Origin of the sequence: Flectobacillus major DSM 103 (assembly GCF_000427405.1) — a bacterium.
In the GTDB taxonomy this organism is placed as follows: Bacteria; Bacteroidota; Bacteroidia; order Cytophagales; family Spirosomataceae; genus Flectobacillus; species Flectobacillus major.
This window is the reverse complement of record NZ_KE386491.1, coordinates 2,677,187-2,702,384: the sequence shown is the minus strand read 5'-3', so window position 1 is coordinate 2,702,384 and position 25,198 is coordinate 2,677,187. Positions and strand designations below refer to the sequence as shown.

General features: G+C 37.5%; 22 protein-coding genes. 19 read left to right on the top strand and 3 right to left on the bottom strand.

The window, feature by feature from the left end; all coding sequences use genetic code 11:
* Positions 1-162: 162 nt before the first annotated feature.
* Both FLEMA_RS0119170 and FLEMA_RS0119160 read left to right on the top strand, forming a co-directional pair.
* Positions 163-1,383, top strand: coding sequence for a BaiN/RdsA family NAD(P)/FAD-dependent oxidoreductase (locus FLEMA_RS0119170; protein WP_026995887.1), 1,221 nt, complete (start codon positions 163-165; stop codon positions 1,381-1,383).
* Positions 1,384-1,537: 154 nt separating this feature from the next.
* Complete coding sequence (locus tag FLEMA_RS0119160) at positions 1,538-2,359, top strand: purine-nucleoside phosphorylase (protein ID WP_081681316.1); 822 nt, start codon at positions 1,538-1,540, stop codon at positions 2,357-2,359.
* A gap of 108 nt (positions 2,360-2,467) precedes the next feature.
* Here FLEMA_RS0119160 and FLEMA_RS69130 read toward each other — a convergent pair whose 3' ends face one another.
* On the bottom strand, positions 2,468-2,797 hold the full coding sequence (locus FLEMA_RS69130; protein WP_044171730.1) for a tetratricopeptide repeat protein: 330 nt from the start codon (positions 2,795-2,797) through the stop codon (positions 2,468-2,470).
* A gap of 261 nt (positions 2,798-3,058) precedes the next feature.
* Here FLEMA_RS69130 and FLEMA_RS0119140 point away from each other — a divergent pair, with 261 nt between their 5' ends.
* The 8 genes from FLEMA_RS0119140 to FLEMA_RS0119065 all read left to right on the top strand — a co-directional run bounded on the left by FLEMA_RS0119140 (position 3,059) and on the right by FLEMA_RS0119065 (position 10,186).
* Positions 3,059-3,793: an electron transfer flavoprotein subunit beta/FixA family protein gene (locus tag FLEMA_RS0119140; RefSeq protein ID WP_026995885.1), complete on the top strand. Its 735-nt coding sequence runs from the start codon at positions 3,059-3,061 to the stop codon at positions 3,791-3,793.
* A 101-nt stretch (positions 3,794-3,894) separates the two neighbouring features.
* Positions 3,895-4,860, top strand: a complete 966-nt coding sequence (locus FLEMA_RS0119130; protein WP_026997767.1) for an electron transfer flavoprotein subunit alpha/FixB family protein — start codon at positions 3,895-3,897, stop codon at positions 4,858-4,860.
* Between the two features lie 343 nt (positions 4,861-5,203).
* Positions 5,204-5,794, top strand: a complete 591-nt coding sequence (locus FLEMA_RS0119115) for a bifunctional nuclease family protein (protein WP_026997766.1) — start codon at positions 5,204-5,206, stop codon at positions 5,792-5,794.
* A 198-nt stretch (positions 5,795-5,992) separates the two neighbouring features.
* Positions 5,993-6,874, top strand: a complete 882-nt coding sequence (locus FLEMA_RS0119105; RefSeq protein ID WP_026997765.1) for a cell division protein FtsX — start codon at positions 5,993-5,995, stop codon at positions 6,872-6,874.
* Positions 6,875-6,906: 32 nt separating this feature from the next.
* Positions 6,907-7,110, top strand: a complete 204-nt coding sequence (locus FLEMA_RS0119100) for a DUF3098 domain-containing protein (RefSeq protein WP_026995884.1) — start codon at positions 6,907-6,909, stop codon at positions 7,108-7,110.
* 477 nt (positions 7,111-7,587) lie between these two features.
* On the top strand, positions 7,588-8,391 hold the full coding sequence (locus FLEMA_RS0119080) for an undecaprenyl-diphosphate phosphatase (protein WP_026997764.1): 804 nt from the start codon (positions 7,588-7,590) through the stop codon (positions 8,389-8,391).
* A 107-nt stretch (positions 8,392-8,498) separates the two neighbouring features.
* Positions 8,499-9,191: a tRNA pseudouridine(55) synthase TruB gene (truB, locus tag FLEMA_RS0119075; protein ID WP_044174706.1), complete on the top strand. Its 693-nt coding sequence runs from the start codon at positions 8,499-8,501 to the stop codon at positions 9,189-9,191.
* Between the two features lie 65 nt (positions 9,192-9,256).
* A complete protein-coding gene (locus tag FLEMA_RS0119065) occupies positions 9,257-10,186 on the top strand; it encodes a bifunctional riboflavin kinase/FAD synthetase (RefSeq protein ID WP_026995883.1) in 930 nt (309 codons plus the stop codon).
* Positions 10,187-10,393: 207 nt separating this feature from the next.
* Here FLEMA_RS0119065 and pheA read toward each other — a convergent pair whose 3' ends face one another.
* Entirely contained in the window at positions 10,394-11,470 is a 1,077-nt protein-coding gene (gene pheA, locus FLEMA_RS69125; RefSeq protein WP_081681315.1) for a prephenate dehydratase, read from the bottom strand.
* Positions 11,471-11,523: 53 nt separating this feature from the next.
* Positions 11,524-13,401 carry a DNA topoisomerase IV subunit B gene (locus FLEMA_RS69120; protein WP_044171728.1) on the bottom strand — a complete coding sequence of 626 codons (1,878 nt, stop codon included), beginning with the start codon at positions 13,399-13,401 and terminating at the stop codon, positions 11,524-11,526.
* A gap of 330 nt (positions 13,402-13,731) precedes the next feature.
* Between FLEMA_RS69120 and FLEMA_RS69115 the strand changes: the two genes are divergently transcribed.
* From FLEMA_RS69115 to FLEMA_RS0118915, 9 genes are all read left to right on the top strand, one after another.
* Entirely contained in the window at positions 13,732-16,284 is a 2,553-nt protein-coding gene (locus tag FLEMA_RS69115) for a polysaccharide biosynthesis/export family protein (RefSeq protein WP_144080101.1), read from the top strand.
* 36 nt (positions 16,285-16,320) lie between these two features.
* Complete coding sequence (locus FLEMA_RS0118965) at positions 16,321-17,400, top strand: hypothetical protein (protein WP_026995879.1); 1,080 nt, start codon at positions 16,321-16,323, stop codon at positions 17,398-17,400.
* Between the two features lie 18 nt (positions 17,401-17,418).
* A complete protein-coding gene (locus FLEMA_RS0118960) occupies positions 17,419-18,246 on the top strand; it encodes an ABC transporter permease (RefSeq protein WP_026995878.1) in 828 nt (275 codons plus the stop codon).
* A 22-nt stretch (positions 18,247-18,268) separates the two neighbouring features.
* Positions 18,269-19,525 carry an ABC transporter ATP-binding protein gene (locus FLEMA_RS0118955; RefSeq protein ID WP_026995877.1) on the top strand — a complete coding sequence of 419 codons (1,257 nt, stop codon included), beginning with the start codon at positions 18,269-18,271 and terminating at the stop codon, positions 19,523-19,525.
* A gap of 79 nt (positions 19,526-19,604) precedes the next feature.
* Positions 19,605-20,678 (top strand): DegT/DnrJ/EryC1/StrS family aminotransferase, encoded by a 1,074-nt coding sequence (locus FLEMA_RS0118945; protein ID WP_026997762.1) that lies wholly within the window; start codon positions 19,605-19,607, stop codon positions 20,676-20,678.
* A 104-nt stretch (positions 20,679-20,782) separates the two neighbouring features.
* Positions 20,783-22,795, top strand: coding sequence for a glycosyltransferase family 39 protein (locus FLEMA_RS69110; RefSeq protein WP_229359430.1), 2,013 nt, complete (start codon positions 20,783-20,785; stop codon positions 22,793-22,795).
* A 34-nt stretch (positions 22,796-22,829) separates the two neighbouring features.
* Positions 22,830-23,528, top strand: a complete 699-nt coding sequence (locus FLEMA_RS0118925) for a WbqC family protein (protein ID WP_026997761.1) — start codon at positions 22,830-22,832, stop codon at positions 23,526-23,528.
* A gap of 21 nt (positions 23,529-23,549) precedes the next feature.
* Positions 23,550-24,224: an acetyltransferase gene (locus FLEMA_RS0118920; RefSeq protein WP_026995875.1), complete on the top strand. Its 675-nt coding sequence runs from the start codon at positions 23,550-23,552 to the stop codon at positions 24,222-24,224.
* Positions 24,225-24,254: 30 nt separating this feature from the next.
* Complete coding sequence (locus tag FLEMA_RS0118915; RefSeq protein ID WP_026995874.1) at positions 24,255-25,139, top strand: class I SAM-dependent methyltransferase; 885 nt, start codon at positions 24,255-24,257, stop codon at positions 25,137-25,139.
* The last annotated feature ends 59 nt before the right edge of the window (positions 25,140-25,198 follow it).

Sequence of the window (25,198 nt, the reverse complement as noted above, 5' to 3'; positions counted from 1 at the left end):
GAATATGGAATGTGTTAAAGATAACGGATTGGACTCGGTAATATTGATTGTTTTTCTGGATAAAATACACCCTGAGCAATGATTGTTGATGGAATAAGGTTGCAATTTTACTAATTTCGTATGAAATATGATAGCACAAAGTATCAATTCAAGCAAATACGAATGAATAATAAACGAATAGTGGTAATAGGAGGCGGTGCCGCTGGTTTTTTTGGAGCAATAAGAGCTGCTCAGGTCAACAAAGGTGCTGAGGTAATTTTGTTAGAAAAAAATAGAACAGTATTAAATAAAGTACGAATTTCGGGTGGAGGAAGATGTAATATTACTCATGCTTGTTTTGACGATAAAAAATTAGCCAAATTCTACCCTCGTGGAGGTAGTTTTTTAAGGCCTCTCTTCAAAGTCTTTAATCCTCAGGCTACGATAGATTGGTTTCAGCAATTGGGGGTATCCCTAAAAGTAGAATCCGATGGTAGGATGTTTCCAACAACCGACGATTCAGAAACGATTGCTTCATGCTTGGAAAATACGGCTATCAAATCGGGGGTACAAGTACGAACCTCCTGCGGTGTCGAATCTATTTTACCCCAAAAAGACCATAAATTATTACTCCAATTGCTAGACGGCAGTGCCTTACTGGCCGATTCGGTATTGGTTACTACCGGAGGAAACCCTAGCTCACGAGGGTATGAGTGGTTGGCCAAACTGGGCTTGACGATACAAGAGCCTGTTCCGTCGTTATTTACATTCAATACACCCGAAGGACAATTCAAGGAGCTTTCAGGAATTAGTGTACCACAAGCCCAAGTACGGATTGCAGGACGAAAAATAAAGCAAGATGGTGCTTTATTGATCACACATTGGGGTTTTTCGGGGCCTGCAATTCTAAAACTTTCGGCTTGGGGGGCAAGAGATTTGGCCGAAAGTGATTACGAATTTACGGCTTTGATTAGCTGGGGAGCCGAAAATACAGAGAATAGTGTGAGGGAGGAGTTTGCCAATCAGAAAAAACTGCATCCTAAAAAAGTCATTCAATCGAATGCTATGTTGGGTATTCCTTCGCGTCTTTGGAAAAAACTATGCGAACTTTCGGAAATAGATGAGCAGCTACGTTGGATAGATATTGCCAATAAACAAAGTAACAAACTGATTGAAAACTTGATTAATTGTCCTCAAAAAGTACAGGGCAAAACCACTTTCAAAGAAGAATTTGTAACCTGTGGAGGTATTGATTTGTCGGAAGTGAATCCAGAAACGATGGAAAGTAAAAAAATCAAGGGACTTTTCTTTGCTGGCGAAGTACTAGATATTGACGCTGTAACAGGTGGTTTCAACTTTCAGGCAGCATGGACAACCGGCTTCGTAGCTGGGAGTAATTTATGATAATAATAAATTGATTGTTACTTATTTGTTTTGAGGAAGATAAACAATCATTAAAAATAAGCTGGAGTCGACGATTATAATAATTATATGATAAGTCATTTTTAATCTCAAAAAAACAGTACTTGTACCTACATAATTCAACCCATTACTTATGATGATATTACAAAAAATTACCGAAACTGTCGAGTACATACAAGCCCAACTTCCTGATTTTATTCCCGAATTTGGGATAATTCTTGGTACAGGTTTAGGGGCATTGGTCGATGAAATTACGATTGAAACGGTACTGTCGTACGAAGATATTCCTAATTTTCCTGTTTCAACTGTAGAGTTTCACAAAGGGAAATTAATATTAGGAACGTTGTCGGGCAAAAAGGTTATTTGTATGCAAGGGCGTTTTCATTATTATGAAGGCTATTCTATGCAAGAAGTTACTTTTCCTGTAAGAGTGATGGCTCAGCTGGGTGTTCAAAAATTAGTGGTTTCCAACGCATCGGGTGGTTTAAATCCTGACTTTAAGGTAAGCGACCTGATGATTATTCAAGACCATATTAGCTTTTTTATGACAGAAAACCCGTTGACAGGTACACATCACACTGCCTTTGGCGACCGCTTTCCCGATATGTGTGACCCTTATGACCTAGATTTAATGGCCAAAGCAGAGGCTGTTGGGCAAGACTTGGGAATCACTTTGAAAAAGGGTGTTTATGTGAACGTACCAGGGCCACAACTCGAAACAAGAGCCGAGTATCGGGTATTGCGGATGCTTGGTGCCGATGCCGTAGGGATGTCTACCGTACCCGAAATTATTGTAGCACACCAAATGGGGCTAAAGTGCTTTGGTATATCGGTTATTACCGACATGGGTATTCCCGAAACATTAGAAAAAGCTAGCTTAGAAAAAATCATCAAAGCCGCCTCCAAAGCTGAACCTTTGATGACCGATATTATTAAAGGACTCATAGCGATAGCCTAATCAGAACCAATAGAACAGGGACAAATTGATGACAAAGTACCGACATATTCATCATTTTGTCTCTGTTTAAGCAATAGTGCTAATTTATGGGTTATTGTACTTCAGTACTTACCAATCTTCCTGTTCGTCCAGAAATAGTTGATATGCCCCCTTCAATTCCTTCAAAGCTTTTTCATTTTTCAGCATTGTTACTACTTCAATCCCTTTTTTATACGTTTCATGGGCTTTTTCGATAGCTCCATTGGCCGCATACAAAGCCCCCGCATGATAATACGTAGCCCAGTAATGAGGATGCTCAGACAAAAGCTTCTCAAAAAGCTCCTGAGCTTTTTCGGGTTTAGATTTGAGGTATTCGGTGGCCAAAGCATAGATATTGAAAGGGTCGTTTGGCTCTTCTTGGTAAAAAATCTCTAGTTGTTGTAAACGAAAATTATTCATGGAAAAGGGTAAAATATCAAATGATAAAAAAGTTTGAAAAATTTATTATGCTTGCATACTATTTTTAAAACTTTTCGTTAATATTGCAAACAATATTACCTTGAAAAGTTAAAAATTAACTAGATATAATGAAAATATCTATGTATTGATAAAAGTACAAATTGGTTTAGTTGAAAACACAAAGTTAGCAATGAACACCAAGGAAGTGTGAGGCTTTTGCACGACTTTGTTATTTACTGTAAACATAATAGGCAAATTGTTATGAAAATTTTAGTATGTATTACCAATGTACCCGATACTACAGCCAAAATATCGTTTAGCGATGGCGACACCAAATTCAATAAAACTGGGGTACAGTTTATTTGTGGGCCTTACGATGACTACGCTTTGTCGAGAGCTGTAGAACTAAAAGAACAACATGGCGGTACGGTAACCGTATTGAATGTTGGCGAAGCCGATTCCGAGCAAGTAATTCGTAAATGCTTAGCTATTGGTGCCGACGATGCCATTCGGGTAAATGCCGAGCCTACCGATTCTTTTTTTGTAGCTGAACAAATTGCTAATATTGCCGCCACCGAAAAATACGATTTGATATTGATGGGGCGTGAATCTATCGACTTTAACAGCGGGGTAGTGCATGGGCTAGTTGCCGAGCTTTTGGGTATTCCGTCGTTGTCGCCTGTCATGAAACTCGAAATAGAAGGTAATACTGCCAAAATGACTCGTGAAATAGAAGGAGGGAAGGAAGATATTGAAGCTACATTACCGTTGGTATTAGGCTGTCAAGAGCCTATTGCAGAATGGAAAATTCCAAATATGCGTGGTATTATGACTGCCCGAACCAAGCCCCTAAAGGTAGTAGAGCCAGTAGGTACAGGCTTGTCGGTTACCGAAAAATATACATTGCCAGCCCCCAAAGGAGCTGTAAAAATGATTCCTGCCGAAGAAGCAGAAAAGTTGATTGAATTACTCAAGAACGAAGCGAAAGTGTTGTAGAAAAGTAGACCAACAATTACTGATTGCTTGTCAGATTTTAATCACCAACTCATTGATAAATTAAGACATCACGTGCAGAAGCACTTTAAATAGCGATTAATATGAGTGTACTAATATTTGCCGAATTAGACAACGGCTCTATCAAAAAATCATCGCTCGAAGCCATTTATTATGGAGCAGAAATAGCCAAAGCAAAAGGTAGCACCGCAACTGTACTGGTAATAGGCTCATCCACTAACAGCGAGTTGGCTCTTGCAGGAAAGTTTGGTGCAAGTAAAGTATTATTAGCTTCCGACGAACGACTAGCCAATGCCAATATTCAAGCATATTCATCGGTATTGGCGGCAGCTACCCAACAAGAAGGAGCAGAGTTTATTATTCTTGCAAAATCGTCGTTGGGCGATGCCGTTTCAGCAAGGGTAGCAGCCAAACTCAAAGCTTCTATTGTATCGAATGTAACCGAACTACCCGATTTTTCGGATGGAGTAAAAGTAAAACGAAGTATTTATACAGGAAAAGCATTTGCTACAGTGGCATTAACCGCAGCCCAAAAGGTAATAGCCATTAAAAAGAATGCTGTTTCGCCTGTAGAGACCGATGCTTCAGCAACCGTGGAGGTATTTTCGCCAAGTTTGAACGATGCCGATTTTTCGGTAAAAGTAACTGGTACTCACAAAGCTTCGGGAGCAGTTTCGTTGCCAGAAGCCGATTTGGTAGTGTCGGCAGGACGAGGCTTGAAAGGCCCCGAAAATTGGGGAATCGTTGAAGACCTAGCCAATGCCCTTGGTGCAGCTACAGCTTGCTCAAAACCTGTTTCTGATTTAGACTGGCGACCGCACCACGAACACGTTGGTCAGACGGGTATCAAGGTTTCGCCCAATCTTTATATTGCTTGTGGTATTTCTGGAGCTATCCAGCACTTGGCAGGGGTCAATTCGTCCAAGGTCATTGTAGTAATTAATAAAGACCCTGAAGCACCTTTCTTCAAAGCCGCAGATTATGGCATTGTAGGCGATGTTTTTGATGTATTGCCACGCCTTACCAGAGCAATTCAGGCCAGCAAATAATAAATGGTGTATCGATATTTTGATAAAACATTAGTTATCAAAAAAACACTTTTGGGTACTATTAGTACAGCCAACCAATCATTTTGTACGATTACTTATTGATAGCTTGATTTGTATTTGTTTGAAAAAGACCTATTTACTTCGGTAAGCTAGGTCTTTTTTTTATATTAATTCTCCGAAATTGGGGAATTAATAAGATTTGAATTAACTTGACAGAGTAAAACTTGAGATAGCAAAGCGTAAAAACAATCCGTCATAAAACTTTTTTAAATTTATTCGGGTTTATATCTTTGTTACTTATAACAAGTTTAACCAATCCAGAAAACTTATAAGCTCAAGCAAAGTGGAGAAAATAAAGTTAGAAATATTAGGATTATCTCCCAGCTCTTCCCAAACAGGTTCGTTTGCACTTGTGTTAGGAGAAGAGTACGGACCTCGTCGATTACCTATCATTATTGGAATGTTTGAAGCACAGGCAATTGCAATAGAAATTGAAAAAATAGAACCTAATCGTCCTATGACGCACGATTTATTCAAGTCTTTTGCTAGAACGTTTCATTACACAGTTACTGAAATTTCGATTACAGACATAAAAGAAGGGGTATTTTTTGCTAAGATTCATTGTTCTGATGGTATCAAAGAGGTAGCCATCGACGCCCGACCTTCCGATGCTATTGCCATTGGTTTACGTTTTAATGTACCTATTTATACTTACGAACAGGTACTTTCAGAAGCAGGTATTTCAGTCAACGAAACACAGCAACCCGAAGTTGATGACGACTTTGATACAGAGGTTTCACCCAAAAAATCATTTGGCGAAATGCTCAGAGATAATCCTGTTGAAGAACTCAACAAAATGTTGCAAGAAGCTTTGGACAATGAAGAATACGAAAAAGCTGCTAAAATTAGAGACGAAATCGAACGAAGAAATTAACATAATCGCTCAACAAAGAAGCCGTTTGATAAATTCAGACGGCTTCTTTGTTAAAAAGAGTTAATTGTACGTAATTGCATTCAAAATGATTTAATTTTGTCTGAAATATATAATTGAGCCTAAATAGTCAATTATAAATCATGGGCAATAGGTATTGGAGTCGTCGTTGTAATTCCTCCGTTAAGCATTGTAATAGTCATGCCGAAAATAAAAAAATTAGGTAGTACTCCCAACATTATGGTAATCGTAAGTTTAACGATTGCCTTGTTTTTAATAGGTCTTTGTGGGCTACTAACTTTGAATGCCCGAAAATTAGCCGAGATAGTCAAGCAAAATGTAGAAGTACAAGTGTACTTAGACAATGACTTATCGACGGCCAAATTAGATACTATATTCAAGCAAATTGCTAAATATCCTTTTGTATTGGCAAAAGATAATTCGCCACAAATCAACTTTATTTCTAAAGAAGTGGCTGCCAAGCAGTTTATTCAGGAATCGGGCGAGGATTTTAAAAAACTCCTTGGCAACAATAATCCTTTACATAATTTGTATTCTGTGAAAGTAAAGGAAGAGTTTTTTACAGAAGCTCGTTTGAAAGAAATAAAGAAAGCATTAGAGCGTATCAATGGCGTGCATGAAGTAGCGTATGTTGAAAATTTTGTAGACGAGGTAAATAAAAATATCTCAAAAATATACGTTGTACTGTCTGTTTTCGTCTTTTTGTTATTGTTGATTATCATTTTGCTTGTCAATAATACCATCAAATTGGCCTTATATTCACAGCGTTTTCTGATTAGGAGTATGCAGTTGGTGGGAGCTACAGATGGCTTTATTCGTAAACCTTTTGTAGTAAAAGGTGCTTTACAAGGCTTGATTAGTGGGCTTGTAGCTTGTACTTTACTTATTGTTTTACAACAAGTAGCTATCACAAAAGTAGAAGGGCTTATTGCTTTACAAGAATTAGAAAAACTAGTTATACTGATTATATGTATTCTGGTTATTGGTATACTAATAGGGGTTACAAGTACTTTTCAATCTGTTGAAAAATACCTTAAACTTTCGCTAGACGATTTATATTAAAAGATTTTTAGCTATTTAATTATCCTATCATTATGACAAACAAGGAAAAATTACCATTTGGTAAAACTAATTATACTATCATGCTAATTGGCATAGCCGTAATTTTGGCAGGATTTTTTATTATGAGCCTCGACAAAGAAGAATTTGGCTTTGGCTTTTTAGGACTAACTTTGGGGCCAATTATAGTTCTTGCAGGTTTTACGATTGAGTTTTTTGCGATACTTCGTAAAGCCTAATATTTGCTAACTTCTTCTATTACAAAATCTTGCACTAATCTTGATATAGGGTGTTGGGTGAAATTAAATTTTACCAAGATTCAACATCATATTCTTGATAAAAAAAACAAAAAGATGAAATTGGTCTTTTAAAAGACTAATTCATCTTTTTGTTTTTGTATTTTTGAGGTAAAAAAATAAATAGATTACAACCCCACAAATAGGTGTGCTGGGTTTTTGTACAAAAAACAACTAGATAGAGAAGTAAGAAAGTAAGTGTCTGATTGATTAATATATTGATAATCAATCTAAAGTATTAAAAATAAACATGCTGATTCGTTAGGGTATTTGAGAATACATTTGCATAATAATAGAAATTTGAGAACCTATTCAACCTAATATAATTTACAATAGCGTCATAGTAATCACACTTATCTTGCTTCAACTTTTTATAAATAGTGTTTAATTTATTGCCATACCAAACTTTAATTTTTCTATATGTCAATCATTCAATCTATTATTCTCGCCATTGTGGAGGGGCTTACCGAATTTCTACCTATTTCATCAACAGGCCACATGGTGCTTACAAGTTCATTTCTGGGCATAGAAAATGATAAATTTACCAAGTTGTTTGAAGTTTGTATTCAGTTAGGAGCTATTTTGGCTGTTGTTGCTTTATACTGGAAGAAATTCTTTGATTTTTCAAAATGGCAGTTTTATGTCAAACTTCTTTTAGCTGTTGTTCCAGCGTTAATTTTTGGTAAATTATTCGATGATTTGATTGATGAACACCTTGGAAGTCCCGGCTTTATTGCTACTATATTGTTGTTGGGAGGTATTTTGTTGTTGTTTGTAGACAACTGGTTCAAACGCCCAACGGTATTTGAAGAACCCGACATCAATAATATTTCGGCAATCAAAATAGGGATGTATCAGTGTTTGGCTATTATGTTTCCTGGCTTGAGCCGTAGTGCAGCTACCATAATAGGAGGGATGCAACAAAAACTTACCCGTAGCCTAGCTGCTGAGTTTTCATTCTTTTTGGCTGTACCCACTATGACAGCAGCAACAGGCTATAAATTACTGAAGTTTATCAAAGAGGAAGGTAGTATTACAGGCGAACAAGTGAAACTTTTGTGTATAGGTAATATCGTAGCATTTGTGGTAGCAGTAATCGCAATTAAATTTTTTATTAGTGTACTTAACAAATATGGTTTCAAATACTTTGGTATTTATCGAATTGTGGTAGGTATTATTATTTTGGCTTTGTTGGCAAGCGGACAAAGCCTTAGTGTTGTTTAACAATTAGTTGGTTGGGTATTATGTTATTGCACATATATTTTTGTCACTTCCCAATAACTACTACTTAATTTGCAATCTGTAATTTTGCAAGATTATTTATGAATGAAATGAATCAAAATCCGATAGTACAAGACCCAGGTGAAGTACTTTTGATAGACAAACCCTTGACTTGGACATCGTTTGATGTGGTAAAGAAATTGAAGTTTGCTGGAAAATTCAAGAAAATAGGCCATGCTGGTACGCTAGACCCACTGGCTACAGGTTTATTGATTTTGTGTACTGGCAAAATGACTAAGCAAATAGACTCGTATCAGGCACAAGAAAAAGAATATTCAGGTACGTTTGTCTTAGGAAAAACCACTCCTTCTATTGATTTAGAGACAGAATTTGATGCTGAGTTTCCGACCGAACATATCAACGACGACGTACTAAATCAGGCACTCTTGCAGTTGACAGGCAAAATTTTACAAATACCACCTATTTATTCGGCTGTGTCGGTTGGTGGAAAACGTTTGTACGAATTGGCTCGTCAAGGAAAAACCGATAATGACGTAGAAATTAAGTCGAGAGAAGTTGAAATTAAATCGTTTACGATTGATACTTCGGCTTTTCCCGAAATCAAATTTAATATAGTATGTACCAAAGGTACTTATATCAGAAGTTTGGTACGAGATTTTGGTATTGCATGCCAGTCGGGAGCATACTTGAATTCGTTGAGAAGAGAACGTATTGGCGAATTTAGTGTTCAAAATGCCTTAACTGTCGAAGAGTTTGTTAGCCAAAGAAAAGTGTTGGCCTAAAGGCTTTGTATTTATTGTGGTGCGATGAATTTCGTACCACAATTTTTTTATCCTAATTTTGTATTATGAAAGTTTATCACGGAATACAAGAGTTTGTAAAACTAGAAAATGCGGTAGTAACAAGTGGCACTTTTGATGGTGTACACCTTGGTCATCAAAAAATATTACAGCGTCTTACTGAAGTAGCGGCCTTAACTGGTGGCGAAACGGTTGTTATTACTTTTTACCCTCATCCAAGAAGTGTGATTGCACAAGACCCTCAGGAGGTGAAATTGTTATCTACTTTAGAGGAAAAAATAGAGCTATTAACCCAAAATGGTATTCAACATTTGTTGGTTATTCCGTTTACTCGTGAATTTTCTGAGCTAACATCCGAAGACTTCATTCAGCAGGTATTACTTAATACCATTGGTACAAAAACCCTTGTTATTGGTTATGACCATCGCTTTGGTCGTCATCGTGAAGGTAGTTTTGAATACCTCAAAGCTAATTCGCAACGATATGGCTTTGCCGTAGAAGAAATCTCTCGACAAGACATCGACCACGTAGCCGTGAGTTCTTCAAAAATTAGGAAAGCTCTTCAAGAAGGCGATATGTTGCCAGCGGCACATTTTCTAGGTAGAAACTACGATATTTCGGGCTTGATTGTAAAAGGTAAGCAATTAGGAAGAACGATTGGTTTTCCGACGGCCAATATTCAGGTGCGAGAACAAACCAAATTGATTCCACAAGATGGCGTTTATGCTGTAAAAGTGCAGTATAAAGACCAATATCTAAACGGAATGCTTAATATAGGTAATCGGCCAACTGTAGATGGTACTTACAAAACCATAGAAGTAAATATTTTTGATTTTGACAAGGATATTTACGGCGAAAACCTAAAGGTAGAGTTTATTCAGAGAGTGAGGGCTGAGAAGAAATTTAGTGGCCTCGATGAACTGAAAGCACAAATTGCGAGCGATAAACTACAGATTAAGCAGATTTTAGAGCAATAGCCCCAACGATATACGATAAACATAAGTCATCCCAAATTCTTAGAACAAACAAGGCGGTCGAAAAACTCATTTCGACCGCCTTGTTTGATTAATAGTCAATAAATGCCTTACAGTAACAAGCAACAGGTCTCTATTGCTGCAACATAAAGATTAATCACTCATTCATTCATTCACTAAATTGAAAATGACTCATCTTTTGTCTTGTATCTAAACCATTTTTACATAACTTCCGAGCCACTTAATATACGAAATATGTTTTTGCATAATAAGCTGTACATTTTCGTCTAGGAAATAGCCATCGAATTCCATCAAAAACCAGAAATTGAAGGTTTCACCTTCTTTTACGGGACGACTTTCAATTTTTACTAAATTAATACCTTGATTTTCAAATTCTTGTAGGAATCTTACTAGTGTTCCAGGTTTTCCATCGTCTGGAAGTTTGGCAATAATAGTAGTTTTATCATTATCACTTTTTTGATTGATAAAATCTTTTCCAATAATAAAGAAACGTGTTCTGTTTTGAGACGAATCTTGGATATTATCAAACAAAATGGGTACATCGAAAAGTTTAGCGGCAATATGCGAGCACACCGCAGCTGTTTGTGGGTCTTGAGAAGCCAATTTTGCTGCCTTAGAAGTAGAATCTACCTGAGCAAAAAACTCTTCATCTTTTCCATTGAAATATTCATTCAAAAACTTTTCGCATTGACCAAAGGCAATGTCTTTAGAATAAATACGCTTAATATCAGATAACTTTTCGGCTTTGGTAGCAAAAGTAAAATGCACTGGAATTACCACTTCCGCAACGATTTTGAGGTCTGTTTCGTTGAGCAAGTCGATGGTTTCTTTTACTATACCTTCAAGGTTGTTTTCGATAGGCACAACCCCAAATCGTGCTCGGCCAGTTTCTACACTCTCAAATACCGAACGAATACTTGGCAAAGCCAGATAGTCGCTCATTGCACCAAATCGGCTTTCGGCAGCCTGATGTGTGAAGCTTCCTTCGGGGCCCAAATAAGCAATTCTTTCGGGTAGTTCGAGATTTCGAGATACCGCAAAAATTTCCAGATAAATGGCTTCAATAGCTGCACGAGTTAGCAAACCTTGGCTCATACTGGCCAAACGGTCGATAATCTGTTTTTCTCTTTCAGGACGATAAATTACCGTTTGAGTTGTTTTTTTGAGTTCGCCGACTTGTTTTACTACATCCATTCGCTGATTCAAAATCGTCAGCATTTGGTTGTCCAAATCGTCAATCTGTTGTCGTAATTGTTCTAAGGTCATTTTTGGTTAACACAAGGATAAAGCCTTCAATACGAAGGCTTTCTAAATTAAAATTAGGCCGCTAATTCGGCAGGGTCTTTTTCAATAATCAAATTGTCGATAATAAAACGCTGACGGTCGGGTGTATTTTTACCCATATAGTATGTCAATATTTTAGGTATCGTTGTATCTTTTTCTAAAATTACAGGCTCTAAACGAATATTATCGCCAATAAATTTCCCAAATTCTTCGGGTGAAATCTCGCCTAACCCCTTAAATCGAGTAATCTCTGGTTTGGGGCCAAGTTTGTTAATGGCATTCAATCGCTCTTCGTCGGAATAGCAATAAATGGTTTCTTTTTTGTTTCGTACCCTAAACAACGGTGTTTCCAAAATAAAAAGGTGACCATTTCTTACCAAATCGGGGAAGAACTGCAAGAAAAATGTCATCATTAACAAACGAATGTGCATGCCATCGACATCGGCATCGGTTGCAATAATGATTTTGTTGTAACGAAGCCCCTCTAAGCCATCCTCGATATTGAGGGCATGCTGTAGCAAGTTGAACTCTTCGTTTTCATAAACAATTTTCTTGGTCAAGCCAAAGCAATTGAGGGGCTTACCACGAAGGCTAAATACAGCTTGCGTTTGTACGTTTCGTGACTTGGTAATTGAACCACTAGCCGAATCTCCTTCAGTTATAAATAACATCGAATCGTAACGGTCGTCCGACTTATCGTTGCTCAAGTGTACCCTACAGTCTCGCAATTTTTTATTATGAAGGTTGGCTTTTTTGGCTCTTTCATTGGCCAATTTTTTGATACCAGCAATATCCTTTCTTTCACGCTCCGACTGTTCGATTCTTTTCTTGATAGCTTCGGCAATCGTTGGGTTTTTGTGTAAGAAGTTATCAAGTTCCGTTTTGATAAAATCTCCAACAAAGCTTCGAACCGTCTGAGAATTAGAATCGGGCGACATAGTCATTGAACCTAATTTGGTTTTGGTTTGCGACTCAAAAACAGGTTCTTGAACCCTGATAGCCACAGCCGCTACAATACTAGCTCGTACGTCTTCTGGGGCATAATCTTTTTTGTAAAAATCACGAACAGTACGTACTACAGCCTCACGAAAGGCCTGTAAATGAGTACCCCCTTGTGTTGTATTTTGACCATTCACAAAAGAATAATATTCTTCGCCATACTGATTACCATGCGTCATAGCAATCTCGATATCAGTACCTTTCAGATGAATAATTGGGTAGCGATTTTCCTCTTCATTGGTTTTTTTGCTTAATAAATCAAAAAGACCTTTTTGCGAAAAATACTTTTGTCCATTGAAGTTAATCGACAAGCCAGCATTCAAGTAGGCATAATTCCAAAAAAGGTTGTCGAGGTACTGTGGAATAAAGTGATAGTTCTTAAAAATGGTATTATCGGGTTCAAAAGCGATATGCGTACCATTTTTGGTATTAGTTTCGGGCTCGCCTTTCGACTCGGCAGTGAGTTCACCTTTGGTAAACTCGGCCCATTTGGTTTTCCCATCACGGAAAGACTGTACTTTAAAATAGCTAGACAGAGCGTTAGTAGCCTTTGTACCGACACCATTAAGTCCTACCGATTTTTGAAAAGCACCCGAATCGTACTTTCCACCAGTATTGATTTTAGAAACACAATCAATCACTTTACCTAGCGGAATACCACGGCCATAGTCACGTACTTCTACACGGTGGTCGGTAATTTTAACATCAATAGCTTTGCCGTGCCCCATCATGTGTTCGTCGATAGAGTTATCGACAATTTCTTTCACCAATACATAAATACCGTCGTCGGACGATGAGCCATCGCCGAGTTTACCGATATACATACCAGGACGCAGACGGATATGTTCTTTCCAATCAAGAGACCGAATACTATCTTCGGTATATTGCACTTCATTATTAGGGGTTGTTGACATAGTTCAAAGAAAGGATGGTTTATGACTTTTCTCCAATCGTTTTACAAAATTATCCATTTAGCATCTTTTGTATGCCTTCGATTGTGGAAGGCACATAAGATAGTCTTTGAAATAAGAAGATAGCAAATCTACAAAAAACGTTGAAAATTTATGAATATACAGCGATTTAATTAACCACTCCCTAATTAATATCGGTAAGTTTGACAAGAATTAGGTAAAAGTTCATTTACTTTGCAACTTGAATAAATTAAAATTTTATAATAGAATTACCGTTATTTGGATATTTGGTCATCAAAACCTTTAATCAACCCAAAGGCAATACAAACTATTATGTTACAACTTACATTTACGAAAGGTCTTTATCGCAAGACCAAAAACCCTCTCCATTTAATGTTTTTTTATAAGATATTACGTTCTATCAACTTAGTTGTTGTTGTTTTGTGGAGCTTGAACACCTACGCCCAATTACCTAGTACAATCACAGGATTGCCTTCTAATATCCAGTTACCTTTGCAATTGAATAGGAACAGTACTTCTACAACTGTTAATACAGGTACGAAAAGTGTTGGGGCAAGAAAGCTCAACGAACTTGAGGCTGAAAAAGCCGATATGGATTCTTTGAAAAAGAATAGAAATGCTCAATTTGGGAATCAAATAGTTGACTCAGCGACTGCTGCATTGAGAAAAAAGATTTTTGGCTTTAGCATTTTCAACAATCCCAAAATCACATTTGAGTCGTATTCGAGAATGGCAACACCTAAAAATTATATTTTGGGGCCAGACGACGAAATCATCATTGATATTAATGGCTATTCAGAAAATCATTATACTCTTCCAGTAACACCCGATGGCTATATTAAGGTAGATAAAGTTGGCAATATCTTTGTCAATGGCCTTACGATAGAAGAAGCCAAAAAACGCATTGTTAATCGCCTTTCGCAAATTTATGTAGGCTTGAAGTCTACTAATGGGTATCCAAGCAATACTACTGCTACTATTTCTTTGGGTAATATCAGAACCATCAAAGTAACCGTAATTGGTGAAGTAGTAACGCCAGGTACTTACTCGGTACCTTCATTGGCTAGGGTATTTAATGTATTGTATCAAGCAGGTGGCCCTAACGAAAACGGTACTTTCAGAGAGGTTCGTGTAATAAGAGGAAAAAAATTGATTGCACAAGTAGATTTGTATGATTTATTGACAACAGGAAACCTGCGTCAAGATATAGCTTTACAAGACCAAGATATTGTTCAGGTAAATGCGTATAAAAGCAGAATTGAATTAGTGGGAAGGGTGAAAAAACCTGCTATTTTTGAAATTTTACCTCACGAAAACCTCGACCGTATTATCAATGATTACGCAGGTGGATTTATGCCAGATGCGTATCGTGGCGTGTTGAAGGTAGAGCGTTATACTGATACAGAAAGAAAGCTTATCGATTTGAGTGGAGATTTATTATCTTCCTTTTTTCCAAAAGCAGGTGATATAATTAATATCGATCAAGTGTTGCTAAACCGTTATGAAAATGTTGTAACCTTGAAAGGAGCTGTATTCAGACCGGGTCGTTATTCAATTAGCGATAGCCCAAGCCTAACCAAGCTGATTCAACGTGCGGCGGGCTTCAAAGAAGATGCTTTTCTTGACAGAATTTCGATTACTCGTTTGAAAGACGATTTGACCAAAGAAAATATTGCGGTCAACTATAAGGCATTATTGGCGGGTCAGGTTGCTGATATTACTTTGAAAAGAGAAGACGAAATATCGGTTTACTCTAGCTTAGATATGTTAGAAAACTATACCGTTCGTATTCAGGGAGAAATCAATTTCAAAGAAACAGCCCCTTTTGCCGATAAAGAAGCCAAAGGCTCGACAGGCGTAGCCATATTGCCTAACGCTACCGAAGTACCTGTGGGTACATTCCCTTATGTGAAAAACATGACAGTAGAAGACCTTATCGTAAAAGCAGGTGGTTTGCGCGAGTCAGCCGCTACAGGTAGAGTAGAAGTAATCAGAAGAAAGAAAAATATTGGTAAAGACGACCCAAGCCAAATTACAGCAACGATTGGCGAAAAATTCCAGTTTCCTATCAATGCAGATTTGTCAATTACGCCTTCTGCGTCTAAGTTTGTCTTAGAACCATTCGACGAAGTGTTTGTAAGGTCTTCTCCAAATTATGAAAAGCAGCAGTTTGTTTCGGTAGAAGGGCAAATCATCTTTCCTGGTATTTATGCTTTGGAAAGAAAAGATGAAAAGCTATCTGACCTTATCAGACGTTCGGGAGGGCTCAATGCTCAGGCTTACCCTGCTGGTGCAACGTTGGTACGTAAAGTAAAATTAACCGACCAAGAAGTAGCACGTAAGAAAAAACAATTAGAAGAATTAAGTGACAATAATAACGATGCCTCAGTCAGAGTAGAGGAGGTAAAACAAATTACAGAAGAAACAATTGGTATCGACTTGGTACAAGCACTAGACAAACCAAATTCTATTGCAGATATGTTGGTACAGGATGGCGATATTATCAGAATTCCAAAAGAGCCACAAACCGTAAGAATGCAAGGCGAAGTATTGTACCCAACATCAACAAGGTATATCAATGGAGTGTCGTTCAAACACTATATCTCAGAAGCTGGTGGTTTTACATCGTTGTCATCTCGTAAAAGGTCGTACATTATTTATGCCAATGGCTCGGTTGACCGTACTCGTAAACTCTTAGGGGTATTCAATGTGTATCCGAGAGTGTATCCAGGTTCTGAAATTGTAGTACCAAGAATCAACCAAAAACAAGCAGCATCGCAACAAGTACTAGCGGTAATTTCGACGGTAACGGCCTCATTGACAGGTATCGGTACAATCATTGCGTTATTGCGTGCTATACAATAAAAAAATAGTTTAAGACGACTCATCGTAACAAGATTTATGTCACAAAATCAGCATACATTACCCGACGACCAATTCTCATTTAAGGATATACTCACCAAATTAATAAGCTTCAAAGACCTTATTGTAGGCAATTGGAAGTTTGTGGTTATTTTAACCATGCTTGGTGTAGGTATTGGCTTTGTCATAGAATTAATTACCAAAAAACCACCAACCTATACCTCTGAAATTGTTTTTAATATGGACAATAGTACGGGAGCTTCGGGTGGCGGGCTTTCCGATTTAGCTAGTGCCTTTGGTATTAGTGGTGCCGTAAATGCCAATGGCGGTTTGTTTAGTGGTGAAAATTTCTTAGAATTATTAAAAACTAAAAACCTTTATAATAGAGCTATTTTGTCGGTTGTCGATATCAATGGCCGTAAAGTTATTTTTGGAAATTATTTCCTCGAAAAAAGTGGAGCTATCGAAAATGAATTTGAAGACGATGTCGACCTCAAAACATTTCGTTTTAAGCACACCGATTACGAGAAGTTTACACCGATAGAAAAGTCGAGAGTACGTATGATTCAAGACTTTTTGATGCCGTTGACCATTATTGCTAACGAAAATAAAAAGGCATCATTAATGACCCTTTCTGCATCGACCCGCAACGATACACTTTCGCATACTTGGACTAACTTGTTTTTGAATACTGTAACAAGTTTTTATATCGAAAATAAGACCAAGAAAACACGTGAGTTGTTGGGTATAATGGAACACCGTGTCGACTCACTACAGAGCGAGTTGTTTGGTACACAAAGAAAATATGCTCGTGTTGTTGACCAAAACCAGCAAGTAATCATGCAACAAGGTTTGATAGAACAACAACGCCTAAGTACCAATAGCTCTCAGTTGCAAGGTATGTATTTTGATGCTGTACGTAGTTTAGATAACCTTCGTTTTTCGGTTGTAAAGGAATCACCACTTTTTACCCGAGTTGATGATTCGGAATTGCCCATTGCAAAAGATATTACTACCAAAGGTAAGGGCATAAAATTGGGAGGTTCAATTGGCTTGATTCTAGCTATATTATACTTAGCCATTAGAAAAGCACTTAAGGATATTTCAACAGAAAAATAACAAAACATCATTAATACAATGCAAGAAACAGTAATAGAGGCAGGAAGGTCAGAAAAGCATTATTGGGCTGATATTGTTCGCTTTAGAGAATTGTTGTGGATTCTAGCAATGCGTGACATTACGGTGCGTTATAAGCAAACCATGATTGGGGTAGCTTGGGCTATTGTAAGGCCTGTACTAACCGTATTGGTATTCGTGTTTGCTTTTCATAAAGTAGCCAAAATTTCCGATACTTCAGGAATTGATTTTAAAATTATCGTATTTACAGGAGTCATCTTCTGGAACTTTTTTGCTACTGCATTTCAGCAGGTAAGTGGAAGTATTACAGGCAATGCCAACTTGGTATCGAAGGTGTATTTCCCTCGCTTATTGATGCCCCTTAGCTCGGCAGCAGTACCGTTGTTAGACTTTTTGGTAGGGTTTCTTGTATTGATTCCTTTCTTGATTTATAGCCATGTAGGGATTGATTGGCACATTATATTTGTACCAGTATTTTTGTTTTTTGCCTTTATGTCGGCTCTTAGTTTGGGGGTGATATTTGCATCTTTAAATGTACAATATCGTGATTTTCAGCAAATTGTACCATTGATTGTACAGTATGGTTTCTTTATTTGTCCTGTTGCGTATTCAACTTCTTCTATCAAAGATTTGTCGTGGTATCCATTTTATGCGTGGCTTAATCCTTTGGCTGGTATCATAGAAGGTTTTCGTTGGTGTTTAATTCCCAATTATCCATTTTTTAGTTGGACAAGTTTTATTCCTACCATCATTTTTGTTTGTGCAACAACAATTATAGCCATAGTTTTCTTCAGAAAAAGAGAAAACTCCTTTGTAGATTATATTTAAACTTCTGAATTCTGATAGCATAATGACAGTTATTGAGGCACAAAATATTAGCAAAAAATATATCATCGACCATAAAAAGGGCAATGCTAAATCGAACACTTTTCGTGAGGTAATTACGGATGCCGTAAAGAATATCTTCACTAAAAATGATAACGATGAGGTTGTTCACGAAGATTTCTGGGCTTTGAAAGATGTAAGTTTTAATATCAATCAAGGTGATAGAGTAGGGGTAATTGGGTCGAATGGTGCGGGTAAATCTACTTTATTGAAGGTTTTAAGCCGTATTACAGAGCCTACTCACGGAAAAATTGCGATAAAAGGTCGTGTTGCCAGCTTGTTGGAAGTGGGTACAGGCTTTCATCCTGAATTGTCGGGACGTGAAAATATCTTTTTGAACGGGGCTATTTTGGGGATGAAACGTGATGAAATTAAAAAGCACTTCGACGCTATTGTAGATTTTGCAGGGGTTGAAAAGTTTTTGGATACACCCGTAAAAAGGTATTCATCGGGTATGTATGTGCGTTTGGGTTTTGCTATTTCTGCTCACCTAGAGCCAGAAATCCTGATTGTTGATGAGGTGTTGGCGGTAGGGGATGCCGATTTTCAAAGAAAGTGTCTTGGTAAAATGAAAGATGCTTCCAATTCTGGTCGTACAATCTTGTTTGTAAGCCACAATCTAACAGCAGTACAAGGCCTATGTAATAAGGCTATGTTTATGCAAAAAGGGCAATTAGTTGAAATGGGTGAAACCAATCAGGTAATGGCTACTTATTTGAGTCATATCCAGAAAACTGATCTTGAGGCTTGGTACAGTACACTAGAAGAAGCCCCAGGTAATGATAAAGTGAAGCTAAAAAGTGTTAAGATTGTTCCTGATTATTTGGACAACCAACGCCATCTTGATGTAAGGACTTCATTTAAAATCAAAATTGAGTTCTGGAATTTGATGGATGCCGTAAATCTTAATATCAGTTTACATTTAAACTCTTTGACAGGAGAATGTATCTTTAATATAGGAACACCATCATTGAAATTGGAGAAAGGAATTATTTCGGCAGAATGTGAAATACCAGGTAATTTCTTGAACGATGGCTCGTATGCTTTGTCATTTATGGTGGTAAAAGATACCGCCACAGTAATGTATAATTTTGAAGAAGCACTAATTTTTGAAATAGAAGATTACCGTGAAGGCACTGTTTGGTACGGAAAATGGCCGGGTTATGTACGTCCCAAAATTGATTTTCCGATTGCTCAGCTCGAATTTGAAAATGTCACTTAATTGTATATGAAATAAAGCTTTCTGATTTTACTCAAAATGAGAAACTTCATAGATTTAATCATATACAGCCTACTACAAGATGATTAACGTTACAAAAACATATTTGCCTCCTTTTGAAGAATATCAGGAGTACATAAAAGGCATTTGGGAAAGAAACCAACTGACAAATAATGGGCCGTTGGTACGTGAGTTAGAAAAACAAATCCAAGACTTTCTTGGAGTAAAGCATTGTTTGTTTGTTTCAAACGGAACAATCGCTATACAGATTGCCTTGAAGGTACTTAATATTACTAAAGAGGTAATTACTACGCCATTTTCTTATTGTGCCACTTCTCATTCGGTAGTTTGGGAAGGTTGTAAACCTGTGTTTGCCGATATTTTAACGTCCGATTTGTGTATCGACCCTCAGAAGGTTGAAGAGGCTATTACAGCCGATACACAGGCTATTTTGGCAACTCATGTTTATGGTAATCCATGTGAAATATATGAGTTACAACGAATTGCCGATAAACATAATATCAAATTGATTTATGATGCCGCTCATGCTTTTGGGGTGAATGTAGATGGCAAATCACTATTGTCGTTTGGCGATATTAGTACTTGTAGTTTTCATGCTACCAAGGTATTTCATACCATTGAAGGAGGGGCTATTCTTACCAATAACGACGACTACGCATGGCTGATAGACCGTTATCGTAGCTTTGGCCACATTGGTGATGAATATCTGACTATTGGTATCAATGGCAAAAACTCAGAGTTTCATGCTGCTATGGGCTTAGTAAATTTGCCTAAAGTTGGTGAAATTATTCAGGCTAGAAAAGAAATTTTTGAGATATACGATAGCATACTCAATTGGGAGAAGTTAGGAAGACCAGAGTTGAGGCTTGCTACCGAAAAAAATTATGCCTATTACCCAATATTCCTAGAGTCGGAAAAGGTATTATTGAGGGTAAAGGCAGCCCTAGGCGAGCATCAAATCGTGCCAAGAAGGTATTTTTACCCATCGCTTAGTACTTTGAAATTTGTGACAGAAGAAAGCAATTGCCCGATTTCAGACGATTTTGCACTTCGTGCTTTGGCTTTGCCTTTATATTATGATTTGGCTCATGACGATGCCCGACGAATTGCCGAAATTGTCAACCAACATTTGTAATGAACTTCTTTCATCAAACTATTTAAACATGAACTTTATCTATCCAATCCTTTTTGCCAGCTTCATTGGCTTTGTATTGAGGGTAGCCTCTAGGGTCTGTCTGTATGAAATCGTTGGTGGATATTGTCCTTACGGCATATATTACATTTTGTGGAAGTGTAATTTTAACAGGTTTTATTCTCTCTGAAGTAAATAAAATTGACGACCGCAGATTTTGGGCGATTTCCGTTTTTATTCCCGCTTTTATTTTTTACGTACAATTTACAAAGCTCTTTGGCCGAGAACAACGAGAATCTTTTACTTTCTTTGAAATTATTGGAAGTAGAATGCAGCTGGTTTGGAATTGGTTTGGAAATCTTCCTCTTTGGCTAAAATGGATTTTTGGCCTATTGTTTGGGGCTTTTGCCGTAATTGAAATTACAAACTTATTCCTGATTTTCTATACTGTTCCCAACGAATGGGACAGTATGACTGGGCACCTCAACCGCCTGATGTATTATATGCGTCATGGCACTATGGCTCATTTTGGTGGTACAAACTGGAATATAGATACCTATCCTAAAAGTATTTGTACGATTCAGATTTATAATTATTTGATGAGTGGTAAGATTGAAAACTGGTTTAAAGTTATTCATCATTCTGCTTATATTATTCTAGGGTTTGGGGTCTTTGGTATTGCCGAACGCCTTACTAAAAACTTCTCGGCAAGTGTGTTTTGTGCTTTGGTGATGTGGCTTTTGCCAGATGTACTAATGCAGTCTATTTCTACCGAAACCGATATTGTACTAGGGTCTTATTTGGTGTGTTTGGTATATTTCTTGTTTACATATCGAGAAAAACGCTGGAGACGTTATTTGTACTTGGCCGGAATAACCTTTGGTATAGCCTTAGGGCACAAAATTACTTTTGTGTTCTCTTTTCCGCCCTTGTTTTTTATCATTTTATATACCGTTTTCGGAGAAGATATTCGTCGCAAATTTGTATCAATCAATCCTATTTCGTTTGCCACATTTTGGGCATTAGTGATAAAACGTATTAAACACCTCGCCACAGGATTAGTGATAGGTATTATGCTATTTGCGTTACCTACAGGTTATTTGGTCAATATCAAAGTATTTCATCACCCGATTGGGCCACCAACGGCTCTGAAGCACCAATCAGTAGAACGAGCAGGAACATTAGCGAATTTGCTCAAGCAAGGAAGTCGCAATATTGTTCGTTATGCTATCGACATGGTTAATTTAGATGGATTACGAAATGTAGCGGTATTTGAAGAAGTAAACCGTGAGATGCGTAAGCCTATTGCCAAGGTTGAAAAGGCCCTTAATTTGCGTTTGGAAGAAGAAGAAAGCTATACCATTCGACCATTCTCTTATGATATACGTTTTGAATTTTTCAATGCCAATCCTCACTGGGGTATTTATGGTTTTGCTCTCATATTGCCTCTCATTGTATTGGTTTTGTTAGGTATTATCCAAAAAGGGCTAGGGTATTATGTATTAGGTATAGCCTTTGTGTTACATTTTATAGCCTTGTCATTTACGGCAGCCTACGACCCTTGGAAGGGGCGCTATATGATTAGTACAGCAGTGTATGCTGTACCATTTTTGACCCTGTTATTTGAAAAATCGGTTTGGCATAAATTGGCTAGTTTTGCCCGTTTACTAAAATTGTATTTAGTTTTCGTGGTTTTTGTTGGGGCATTATCGGGTATTTTAGTAGTTTTCCTAAATGAACGTTGTTTGCCATTTGCTGCATTTGGTCGTCCATCTGCATTTGATACCGAGCGTATTGCGTTTCAAACATGGGCTCGCCCAGATATTACACCAGCGTATTTGAAGTTTAACGAGCTTGTACCACAAAATGCGGTAGTAGCACTAGGTACAATGAACGACGACTTTGAATATCCTCTTTGGGGCGATAAACTTACCCGAACATTGATTGTATTAAATCCTTTTGAACAGGGCTTGCGTCCTATTCCGAAAGAAGCAGAATATTTGTTTTTTGCCAAAAGTGTAATAAAACCACAGAAAGGCGATATTCGCTTAGGTACAGATACCACTATGAAGGAGCTGATTACCAAAGGTGAAGACTATTATTTAAGGAAATTAAAATAAAGACCATTTTGGTATTTGCCAGAGTGTTTCAGATATGAAATTAGCAATCATGCAGCCCTATATTTTTCCATATATAGGGTATTTTCAATTAATCAATGCGGTTGACAAATTCGTGATTTATGACGATGTCAACTTTATCAACCGTGGGTGGATTAATCGAAATAGAATATTAGTAAATGGCAAAGACAGTTTGTTTACGATACCTTTAAAAGAAGCAAGCCAAAACAAACTTATCAATGAGATAGAGGTAAATTGGGATAGTAATTGGAAAAATAAATGGCTGAAAACCTTAGAGCAAAGCTATAAAAAAGCTCCTTATTTTGAAGCTATTTTGCCTTTGATACAAGCTACTCTTGCCTCTGAAAAGTTGATATTTTCGGAAATTATTGTTGAGAATTTACAGCTTATATGTACGTATTTGGGGATTGGTACTCAAATTGTCCCATCGTCATCTATCTACCAAAATACGCAGCTCAAGGCACAAGAGCGTATCTTGGATATATGTTTGCAAGAACAAGCCAACCACTATATCAACCCGATTGGTGGTATGGAGTTGTATAACAAAGAGGTATTTGCCGAAAAACAAATACAACTCAACTTTATCAAAACTCAGGCAATCCAATACCCACAGTTCAAAAATGAATTTGTACCTTGGTTGTCAATTTTGGATGTTTTAATGTTTAATAGTGTCGAGGACATAAAATCCTATTTGGATAAGTACGAGCTTATCTAGTACTAAATCAAACCCTTAATTATGGCAAAAGTTGTTGTTTTTGGAACAGAATTAGTGGCAGAGTTGGCACATTATTATCTCACAACCGATTCAGAACATGAAATCGTAGCATTTACTGTTAACCGTGAGTATATCAAAGCTGAGCCAGATACTGAACCTACTTTCTGTGGTTTACCTGTAGTTCCTTTTGAGGAGGTAACAACTTTGTTTCCACCTACATCTTATCATTTTTTTGCTCCACTTTCTGAAAGGAAAATGAACCAAGTGCGGGCTAAAGTTTATCAAGAAGCCAAAGACTTGGGATACGAGTTCATTTCTTACATCAGTTCAAGAGCAACCGTTTTGACTGATAAAATTGGCGAAAACTGTTTTATTCTCGAAGATAACACCATTCAGCCTTTTGTAACTATTGGCAATAATGTGGTATTGTGGAGTGGCAATCATATTGGGCATCATGGTGTTATCAAAGACCATGTCTATTTTACCTCGCATGTAGTGTTGTCGGGTAGATGTGTGGTTGAGCCTTATTGTTTTATTGGTGTAAATGCTACCATTCGTGACGGCGTACATTTGGCCGAGGGTACTTTGATAGCTATGGGAACCAACTTTACTGGCAAAAAAACCGACCCTTGGAGTATTTACAAAGGTAATCCTGCCGAAAAAGCAAAAATATCAAGCAAAGACATTAATTTATAATCTATATCACGAAAGCATTTGTGCCATATCATGAGTAATTACGATAAAAACTTTATTTGCCCAAAGACAAAAACGCCTCTAGTGTTGTCGGAAGATGGAAAAACATTGCATAACACTTCGGCCGATGAGCCTATTTCGTATGAAGTAAACGACATCGTCGACCTAACTTTCCCGAAGGAATTGTTTGAGCAAGACCGCAAAGAACAATTGGCTTACAATGACGCTTACCAGCGTTATGACCGTGGTGTAACTTGGGTATTTGAATCGTTGAATGCCGACGAAGCTACAACTCGCCAAAAAATGACAGACTTGTTGGGTTTAAAGCCCGGTATGAAAGTCCTAGAAGTAGGTGCAGGTACAGGAAAAGACTCGGAATTGATTATTAGGGCTATTGCTCCAAATGGTGAAGCCTTTTTGTCGGATTTATCACCTAATATGTTGCGTTTGGCCAAACAGCGTTTACAGCCCGATAATGTTGCTGTGAATTACTTTATTGCTAATGGTACTTATTTACCTTTTGAAGACAATACTTTCGACGCTGTTTTCCATTTTGGAGGTATCAATACTTTTGCTGAACGCAAAGAAGCTTTTGAAGAGTTTAACCGTGTGGTAAAAGTAGGTGGTAAAGTGGTAGTGGGCGACGAAAGCGTAGCTCCTTGGCTTAGAAATGAACCAACCTACCAAACGTTGATGCAGGCCAATCCAATGTTTGCTGATGAAGTACCTTTACAGGATTTACCTAAAAATATTGCTGACTTTCAATTACACTGGATTTTTGGCTTTGGTTATTATGTATTGTCTTATGCCAAAACCGACAAAGCTCCAGAAGTAAATGTTAATCTACAAATCCCAGGAAAGGATTTTGAAGATAACTGGCGTATTCGTGCAGAAAGAAACGCTAAGAAAAATTCATAAGATACTAGCTGATTGGGTAAGTCAATAGCACGGGCTTCGGGCCTCTATCCTTATTCAAT

Excerpts from the sequence above, each read along its gene's own strand:
- FLEMA_RS0119130 (WP_026997767.1), top strand. The coding sequence starts at position 3,895 with ATGAGTGTACTAATATTTGCCGAATTAGACAACGGCTCTATCAAAAAA.
- FLEMA_RS0119105 (WP_026997765.1), top strand. The coding sequence starts at position 5,993 with ATGCCGAAAATAAAAAAATTAGGTAGTACTCCCAACATTATGGTAATC.
- FLEMA_RS0119140 (WP_026995885.1), top strand. The coding sequence starts at position 3,059 with ATGAAAATTTTAGTATGTATTACCAATGTACCCGATACTACAGCCAAA.
- FLEMA_RS0118925 (WP_026997761.1), top strand. The coding sequence starts at position 22,830 with ATGAAATTAGCAATCATGCAGCCCTATATTTTTCCATATATAGGGTAT.
- FLEMA_RS0118960 (WP_026995878.1), top strand. The coding sequence starts at position 17,419 with ATGCAAGAAACAGTAATAGAGGCAGGAAGGTCAGAAAAGCATTATTGG.
- FLEMA_RS0118945 (WP_026997762.1), top strand. The coding sequence starts at position 19,605 with ATGATTAACGTTACAAAAACATATTTGCCTCCTTTTGAAGAATATCAG.
- pheA (WP_081681315.1), bottom strand. The coding sequence starts at position 11,470 with ATGACCTTAGAACAATTACGACAACAGATTGACGATTTGGACAACCAA.
- FLEMA_RS69120 (WP_044171728.1), bottom strand. The coding sequence starts at position 13,401 with ATGTCAACAACCCCTAATAATGAAGTGCAATATACCGAAGATAGTATT.
- FLEMA_RS0119170 (WP_026995887.1), top strand. The coding sequence starts at position 163 with ATGAATAATAAACGAATAGTGGTAATAGGAGGCGGTGCCGCTGGTTTT.
- FLEMA_RS0118955 (WP_026995877.1), top strand. The coding sequence starts at position 18,269 with ATGACAGTTATTGAGGCACAAAATATTAGCAAAAAATATATCATCGAC.
- FLEMA_RS0118920 (WP_026995875.1), top strand. The coding sequence starts at position 23,550 with ATGGCAAAAGTTGTTGTTTTTGGAACAGAATTAGTGGCAGAGTTGGCA.
- FLEMA_RS0119100 (WP_026995884.1), top strand. The coding sequence starts at position 6,907 with ATGACAAACAAGGAAAAATTACCATTTGGTAAAACTAATTATACTATC.
- FLEMA_RS0119160 (WP_081681316.1), top strand. The coding sequence starts at position 1,538 with ATGATATTACAAAAAATTACCGAAACTGTCGAGTACATACAAGCCCAA.
- FLEMA_RS0119080 (WP_026997764.1), top strand. The coding sequence starts at position 7,588 with ATGTCAATCATTCAATCTATTATTCTCGCCATTGTGGAGGGGCTTACC.
- truB (WP_044174706.1), top strand. The coding sequence starts at position 8,499 with ATGAATCAAAATCCGATAGTACAAGACCCAGGTGAAGTACTTTTGATA.
- FLEMA_RS69115 (WP_144080101.1), top strand. The coding sequence starts at position 13,732 with ATGTTACAACTTACATTTACGAAAGGTCTTTATCGCAAGACCAAAAAC.
- FLEMA_RS69110 (WP_229359430.1), top strand. The coding sequence starts at position 20,783 with ATGAAATCGTTGGTGGATATTGTCCTTACGGCATATATTACATTTTGT.
- FLEMA_RS69130 (WP_044171730.1), bottom strand. The coding sequence starts at position 2,797 with ATGAATAATTTTCGTTTACAACAACTAGAGATTTTTTACCAAGAAGAG.
- FLEMA_RS0118915 (WP_026995874.1), top strand. The coding sequence starts at position 24,255 with ATGAGTAATTACGATAAAAACTTTATTTGCCCAAAGACAAAAACGCCT.
- FLEMA_RS0119065 (WP_026995883.1), top strand. The coding sequence starts at position 9,257 with ATGAAAGTTTATCACGGAATACAAGAGTTTGTAAAACTAGAAAATGCG.
- FLEMA_RS0118965 (WP_026995879.1), top strand. The coding sequence starts at position 16,321 with ATGTCACAAAATCAGCATACATTACCCGACGACCAATTCTCATTTAAG.